Origin of the sequence: Pseudorhodoplanes sp., from assembly GCF_035565795.1 — a bacterium.
Lineage (GTDB): Bacteria > Pseudomonadota > Alphaproteobacteria > Rhizobiales > Xanthobacteraceae > Pseudorhodoplanes.
Window position 1 is genome coordinate 1 of the sequence record NZ_DATMRV010000165.1, and the last position, 6,174, is coordinate 6,174.

The following is a 6,174-nucleotide window of genomic DNA, read 5'->3' on the forward strand; positions in this document are numbered from 1 at the left end:
CGTAACGGACCTCGCTCTTGCCGGCCATGTCGCGCGGCGCGATCCGTCGCAGCAGCAATTCGCCGAAGCCCTTGCGCGACGGCGTCACGACCTGCGGGCCGCCGCTCTCTTTCCAGTGCAGATGAAACAGCGGGTCGCTGCCCAGATTGTCGATCCGCCATTCCAGCTGCACGCGTCCTCCCGGAACGGACAATGCGCCGTGCTTTGCGGCATTGGTGGCGAGTTCGTAAAGCAGCAGCGCAAAGGTCTGCGCGGCGCGTGCCCGCAACGCGATGTCCGGTCCCGATATTTCGATGCGGTTGGCAAAGGGCAGCATGTCGTCGGAGATCAGGCTGCGCAGGCCGACGCTTTTCCAGTCGCTCGCGGTCAGGATCGACATGGCCTTCGCAAGCGCCTGCAGGCGGCCTTCGCAGGTTCGCTGGATTTCAGTGAGGCTGAGACCGGGCGTGAAGCTCAGACGCACGACGGCCTGCGCGACCGCCATCACATTGCGCACACGATGATTGAGTTCGTGGATCAGCACCTTCAGCCGATCCTCCGCGGATTTGCGGGACGCAACTTCGTCCGCCAGCGCGGCAGCGCGATTGGCGATAAAGCCCATGAACAGAACCGCGCTCAGTGTCATGAGGATTCCGGCGGTGGCGACCCAAAGACTGCGCATGAAGCCTTCGCGCTGCAGATCGCGCGGTACCGCGTACACGAATTTAAGCTCGCCCTGGCCGAAATCCATTTTCCGTTCGAACAGCGTCCGCCGTCCGGTCGACACATCGGCTTCGCCGTTGGCCACGAAGCTGAAGATCGGCTCGCTCATGCCATGCGAATAGATGTTGATCGATGTGCCGGGGGGCACCTTGATGTTCCCGAGTGCGGTCTGAAAAAGCTCTCCGATCTTGAACCCGAAGCCCATCACGCCGAGGAAGCGGTCGCCTGCATCGAAGATCGGCGCATAGAGCAGTAATGCATCCTTGTCCGGGTCCTGCACCAATCGGAGCGGCCGTGTGCGCGTCACCTCACGCGATCGTTTCGCTTCGAGGATCGCAGACAGGCGTTCCGGAAACGATCCGGCATCGACACCGATGATGCGGCGATTGTCGGCCGGGGCGATGTCGGCGATCGGGAAGATCGGCCGGTTCAATGTTGCAGGATCGAGCGGCTTGCCGTCGCCCGTGCGCAGGGTTGGGTCCGGCGCATCGGACTGCCGCAGCATCCGCGTGACTTCCGCCGCCTGTGACGGCTGCACTTCCGGCAGCCAGCCGACGGTCGCGAGATCGGGCGCCAGTCCGATCGCGCGCATGCCGAATGCGCCGAGCGGATGCGGCGTCGAAATCGGCGGCGGCATGTAGAAGCGCGATACGGTTTTCGCCAGATTGGCGCGCTCCAGAACATGCTCGCTGACCGCGGCAAAATGGATGTCCACGGTCTCGCCGATGCGCAGTCGCTCCAGCGTGCGGTGCTGCAAAGACTCGTCGCGCGCGATGTAGATCGACAGCAGAACGCCCGCCGCCGCCACAAGGGCCAGCAGGGCTCTCGATACCGCCCTTTGCGGAAGATTCAGGCGCTCACGTAATGCCATGGAACGGGGCCGTCCGGGCGGGCTGGTTGAGGGGCGCAACCCTCCAGATTTTTGCGGAACCGTCCAGACAAAGATTGGTTAGCGTCGCGGTTGTCGCAGGGGATGGACGCGCCGGTGAGCAATATCGTCGAGACAGACATCCCGGCACGGCTGGATCGGCTGCCCTGGAGCCGGTTCCATACGCTGGTTGTCGCGGCGCTGGGGATCACCTGGATTTTCGACGGCCTTGAGGTGACGCTCGCCGGCGCGCTGTCCGGGGCTCTCAAGGAAAGCCCGGTCCTGCAATTCTCCAATACCGATATCGGGATTGTCGGCAGCGCCTATCTCGCAGGCGCCGTGCTCGGCGCGCTGTTCTTCGGCTGGCTGACAGACAGGCTCGGCCGCAAGAAGCTGTTCTTCATCACGCTCGCGGTCTACCTCGTCGCGACCGGGCTGACCGCCTTCACCTGGAACTTGTGGACCTTCGCGCTGTGCCGCTTCTTCACCGGCGCGGGCATCGGCGGCGAATATGCCGCGATCAATTCCACGATCCAGGAACTTGTTCCGGCCCGCGTGCGCGGATGGACCGATCTCGTGATCAACGGCAGCTTCTGGATCGGTGCTGCGATCGGCGCCGCCGGATCCATCATATTGCTCGACCCGTCCATCATCGATCCGGAGATCGGCTGGCGGCTCGCCTTCTTCATCGGTGCTGCGATCGGCGTGATCGTTTTCTTCATGCGGATGTGGATTCCGGAAAGCCCGCGCTGGCTGATGACGCATGGCCGCGCCGCGGAGGCCGATCGCATCGTTGCCGATATCGAAGCCGGCATTCCCGGATATGTGCCGCCCTCGCAGCCGCTGCCGCGGGTCCGCCTGCGCACGCGCAGTCACACGCCGCTCGTCGAGGCGACGCGCGCGCTGTTCGTCATCCATCGCAACCGGGCATGGGTCGGTCTCGCGCTGATGGCGGCGCAGGCCTTCTTCTACAACGCGATCTTCTTCACCTATGCGCTGGTGCTGACGGATTTCTTCGGCATCCCGGCAAATCGGGTCGGCTGGTATATCCTGCCGTTCGCGGCCGGCAATTTCCTCGGTCCGGTTTTTCTCGGACGCCTGTTCGACACCATCGGCCGCCGGCAGATGATCTTCTTCACCTATCTGGTGTCGGGAATCCTGCTGGCGCTGACCGGCTGGCTGTTCATGGAAGGCTGGCTGACCGCGACCACCCAGACGATGTGCTGGATGGCGATCTTCTTTTTCGCATCCGCTGCCGCGAGTTCGGCCTATCTCACCGTCAGCGAAACCTTCCCGCTGGAAATCCGCGCGCTTGCGATCGCGATCTTCTACGCAGTCGGCACGGGCATTGGCGGTGTCGCAGGTCCGCTGGTGTTCGGCATGCTGATCGAATCAGGTTCCCGTCCCACCGTGTTCGCCGGCTATGTGTTCGCCGCGCTGCTCATGGTCGTGGCCGCATTCGTCGCGCTGCGCCATGGCGTCGCCGCCGAGCGCAAGCCGCTGGAAGCGGTTGCGCGTCCGCTTGCCAGCGCGGATTGAAACGCATCCGATACTGGGCAAAGCGGCGTGCCTCGCCTATGGTCCCGCGCCGGGGCGAATAAGGACTCACATGATGCGGTTTCTGGGATGCGCTGTTTCGCTCGCGCTGCTGCTGCAGGCAGGCTCCGCGCAGGCGCTCGACAAGGTCACGTTCGGTACCAACTGGGTCGCGCAGGCCGAGCACGGCGGCTATTACCAGGCGCTGGCCGACGGCACGTACAAGAAGTACGGGCTCGATGTGACGATCCTGCCCGGCGGTCCGAATGCGAATAACCGCATCCTGCTGCCGGTCGGCAAGATCGACTTCTACATGAGCGCAAACCTGCTGCAGTCTTTCGATGCGGTCGCGCAGAACATTCCGACCGTCGCCGTCACCGCCAGCTTCCAGAAGGATCCGCAGGTGCTGATGGCGCATCCCGGCCAGGGCATCGACAGGTTCGAGGATCTGAAGAAGCTGACGGTTCTGGTCTCGAAGGAAGGCATGGCCGGCTATTACCAGTGGCTGAAGAACGATTACGGCTTCACCGACGCGCAGGTGCGCCCCTACACCTTCAATCCGCAGCCGTTCCTCGCCGACAGGAAGATGGCGATGCAGGGCTATGTGACGTCGGAGCCTTATGCGATCGAAACCCAGGGCAAGTTCAAGCCGGTGATCTTCCTGCTCGCCGACCAGGGCTTCTCGACCTACTCGACCCTGATCGAGACGCGCCGCGATCTGGTCGAGAACAAGCCCGATCTCGTGCAGCGCTTCGTCGATGCGTCCGCGATCGGCTGGGCCAATTACATCTACGGCGACAACAAGGCCGCGAACGAACTCATCAAGAAGCAGAATCCGGAAATGACCGACGAGCGGCTGGCCTATTCCATCGACAAGATGAAGCAATACGGGATTGTCGATTCCGGGGACTCGATCAAGCTCGGCATCGGCGCGATGACCGACGCGCGGATCAAGGATTTCTTCGACAAGATGGTCCGGTCAGGCGTGCTGAAGCCGGACCTCGATTTCAAAAAGGCCTATACCCTGCAATTCGTGAACAAGGGCGTGGGCAACGACCTGCGACCGAAGTAGCCTTTTGCTGTCATGGCCGGGCATAGCCGTCAAAGGCGGCGTCGTTGACGCCTTGTGTCCCGGCCATCCACGTCTTTAGTCTGCCGGAGCAAGAAAGACGTGGATGCCCGGCACAAGGCCGGGCATGACGGAGTAAATGGCACAACCACCCTTCCAAGCGGGACAGCCCATCGTCTCCCTCCGCGACGTCGGCAAGACCTTTCCGAACGGCGTCGCCGCGCTGCGCGATGTGACATTCTCCGTGCGCGAGCATGAATTCGTCTCGCTTCTCGGGCCGTCCGGCTGCGGCAAGTCGACGGCGCTACGGATCATCGCGGGGCTGCTCGAGCCGAGCGCGGGCGAGGTGATCTGGCGCGACGGTGCGCGCGCGGAAAACCTGCCGATGCCGCGCGGCGAGATCGGCTTCGTATTCCAGGAGCCGACGCTGATGCCCTGGGCGAGCGTCGCGGGCAATGTCTATCTGCCGATGAAACTCGCCGGCATTGGCCGCGCGGAAGCCGCGCCACGCATCCGCGATGCGCTCGCGCGTGTCGGGCTTGAGGCCTTCGAGCAGGCTTATCCGCGTGAATTGTCGGGCGGCATGAAGATGCGCGTGTCGATCGCGCGCGCGCTCGTGACACAGCCGAAGCTCCTCCTGATGGATGAGCCGTTCGCAGCTCTCGACGAGATTACGCGCTTCAAGCTCAACAACGATCTGCTGACGGTCTGGGCCGCGATGCGGCAGACCGCGATCTTCGTCACGCATTCGGTGTTCGAGTCGGTTTATCTGTCGGGCCGCATCATCGTGATGACACAGCGTCCGGGCCGCGTGCATTCCGAGATCGCGGTGGACGCGCCTTATCCGCGCACCGAAGCGTTTCGCACATCGTCCGAATATGCCGCGCTCTGCCGCAAGGTGTCGGAGGCGCTGGTCGATGCGATGGCGCAGGACGATTCGGCGAACGAATCAAAAAGGGAGCCGGCGGCATGACGACGCGGCCGGCGACGCGCGCGGAGGAGGCGCAGGAGCGGACGCGGCGCGAACGTGTCATGCGCGGCGTGTTGCCGCTGGTCGCGCTCGCCCTCGGCATCCTGGTCTGGGATCTCGTGGTGCGGATCAACGACATCCAGCCCTATGTGCTGCCGTCGCCGCGTCTGGTCTTTACGACGCTGGTCAATGACTGGGCGCTGTTGTGGTCGTCGCTGCTGGTGACGCTGAGCGTGACCTTCCAGGCGTTGCTCCTCGCATTCGTCGGCGGCGTTGCGCTGGCCATCGCATTCAACAAGTCGCGCCTTGTCGAATATTCATTCTATCCCTACGCCGTGATTTTGCAGGTCACGCCGGTCGTGGCGATCGCGCCGCTGCTGCTGATCTATCTGCCGCAGCAGGCCGCGGTGCTGGCCTGTGCGTGGATCGTCGCGTTCTTTCCGGTACTGGCGAACACGACGCTCGGCCTGAATTCGGTGGATCGTAATCTCGTCGAGCTGTTCCGGCTCTACGGGGCGAGCGGGTGGCAGGTGCTGCGCGATCTCAAGCTGCCGGCGGCGTTGCCCTACATGCTCGGCGGGCTGAAGATTGCGGGCGGCCTGTCGCTGATCGGCGCGGTGGTTGCGGAAATCGCGGCAGGTTCGGCCGGCGCAGGCTCCGGTCTTGCCTATCGCATCGCGGAGAGCGGTTATCGGCTGAACATCCCGCGCATGTTCGCGGCGCTCATTCTTCTGTCCATCGCCGGTGTCGTGATCTTTGCGCTGCTGTCGCTGGTCTCGCATCTGATCCTGCGGCGATGGCACGAAAGCGCGACGGGGGAGGGGTGAGTGGCTTTGGTCCGTTAGGGGCTGCTCGGATTGCTCCCACTCTTTCCGCCGCTCGTCCCCGCGCAGGCGGGGACCCAGCGCAGACGTTGCTGCAATTTTCGCTTGAGCTTGAGCCCGAGAAGAATCGCAGCAGAACGATTCAGCGAAAGCGCGTAATTTCCAGCAGGCATGACTGTTCGCGGCGATAGCGCTTCTGGGTCCC

General features: G+C 63.5%; 6 protein-coding genes. 4 read left to right on the forward strand and 2 right to left on the reverse strand.

Translation table 11 applies throughout. From position 1 onward, the window contains the following. Positions 1-1,573 (reverse strand): sensor histidine kinase (locus VNZ93_RS14905; protein ID WP_325706502.1); only part of this gene is annotated, 1,573 nt, incomplete at its 3' end. 102 nt (positions 1,574-1,675) lie between these two features. Between VNZ93_RS14905 and VNZ93_RS14910 the strand changes: the two genes are divergently transcribed. The 4 genes from VNZ93_RS14910 (at position 1,676) to VNZ93_RS14925 (ending at position 5,972) form a co-directional block, all read left to right on the forward strand. Next, the gene (locus tag VNZ93_RS14910) at positions 1,676-3,109 is read left to right on the forward strand and encodes an MFS transporter (protein WP_325706505.1); all 1,434 of its coding nucleotides are present in this window, start codon (positions 1,676-1,678) and stop codon (positions 3,107-3,109) included. Positions 3,110-3,179: 70 nt separating this feature from the next. Continuing rightward, entirely contained in the window at positions 3,180-4,178 is a 999-nt protein-coding gene (locus VNZ93_RS14915) for an ABC transporter substrate-binding protein (RefSeq protein ID WP_325706507.1), read from the forward strand. A 136-nt stretch (positions 4,179-4,314) separates the two neighbouring features. Then, the gene (locus VNZ93_RS14920; RefSeq protein ID WP_325706509.1) at positions 4,315-5,148 is read left to right on the forward strand and encodes an ABC transporter ATP-binding protein; all 834 of its coding nucleotides are present in this window, start codon (positions 4,315-4,317) and stop codon (positions 5,146-5,148) included. Positions 5,149-5,207: 59 nt separating this feature from the next. After that, the gene (locus VNZ93_RS14925) at positions 5,208-5,972 is read left to right on the forward strand and encodes an ABC transporter permease (RefSeq protein WP_414710084.1); all 765 of its coding nucleotides are present in this window, start codon (positions 5,208-5,210) and stop codon (positions 5,970-5,972) included. A gap of 14 nt (positions 5,973-5,986) precedes the next feature. Here VNZ93_RS14925 and VNZ93_RS14930 read toward each other — a convergent pair. Next, the coding region (locus VNZ93_RS14930) for a hypothetical protein (RefSeq protein ID WP_325706515.1) at positions 5,987-6,174 on the reverse strand (188 nt) is incomplete at its 5' end.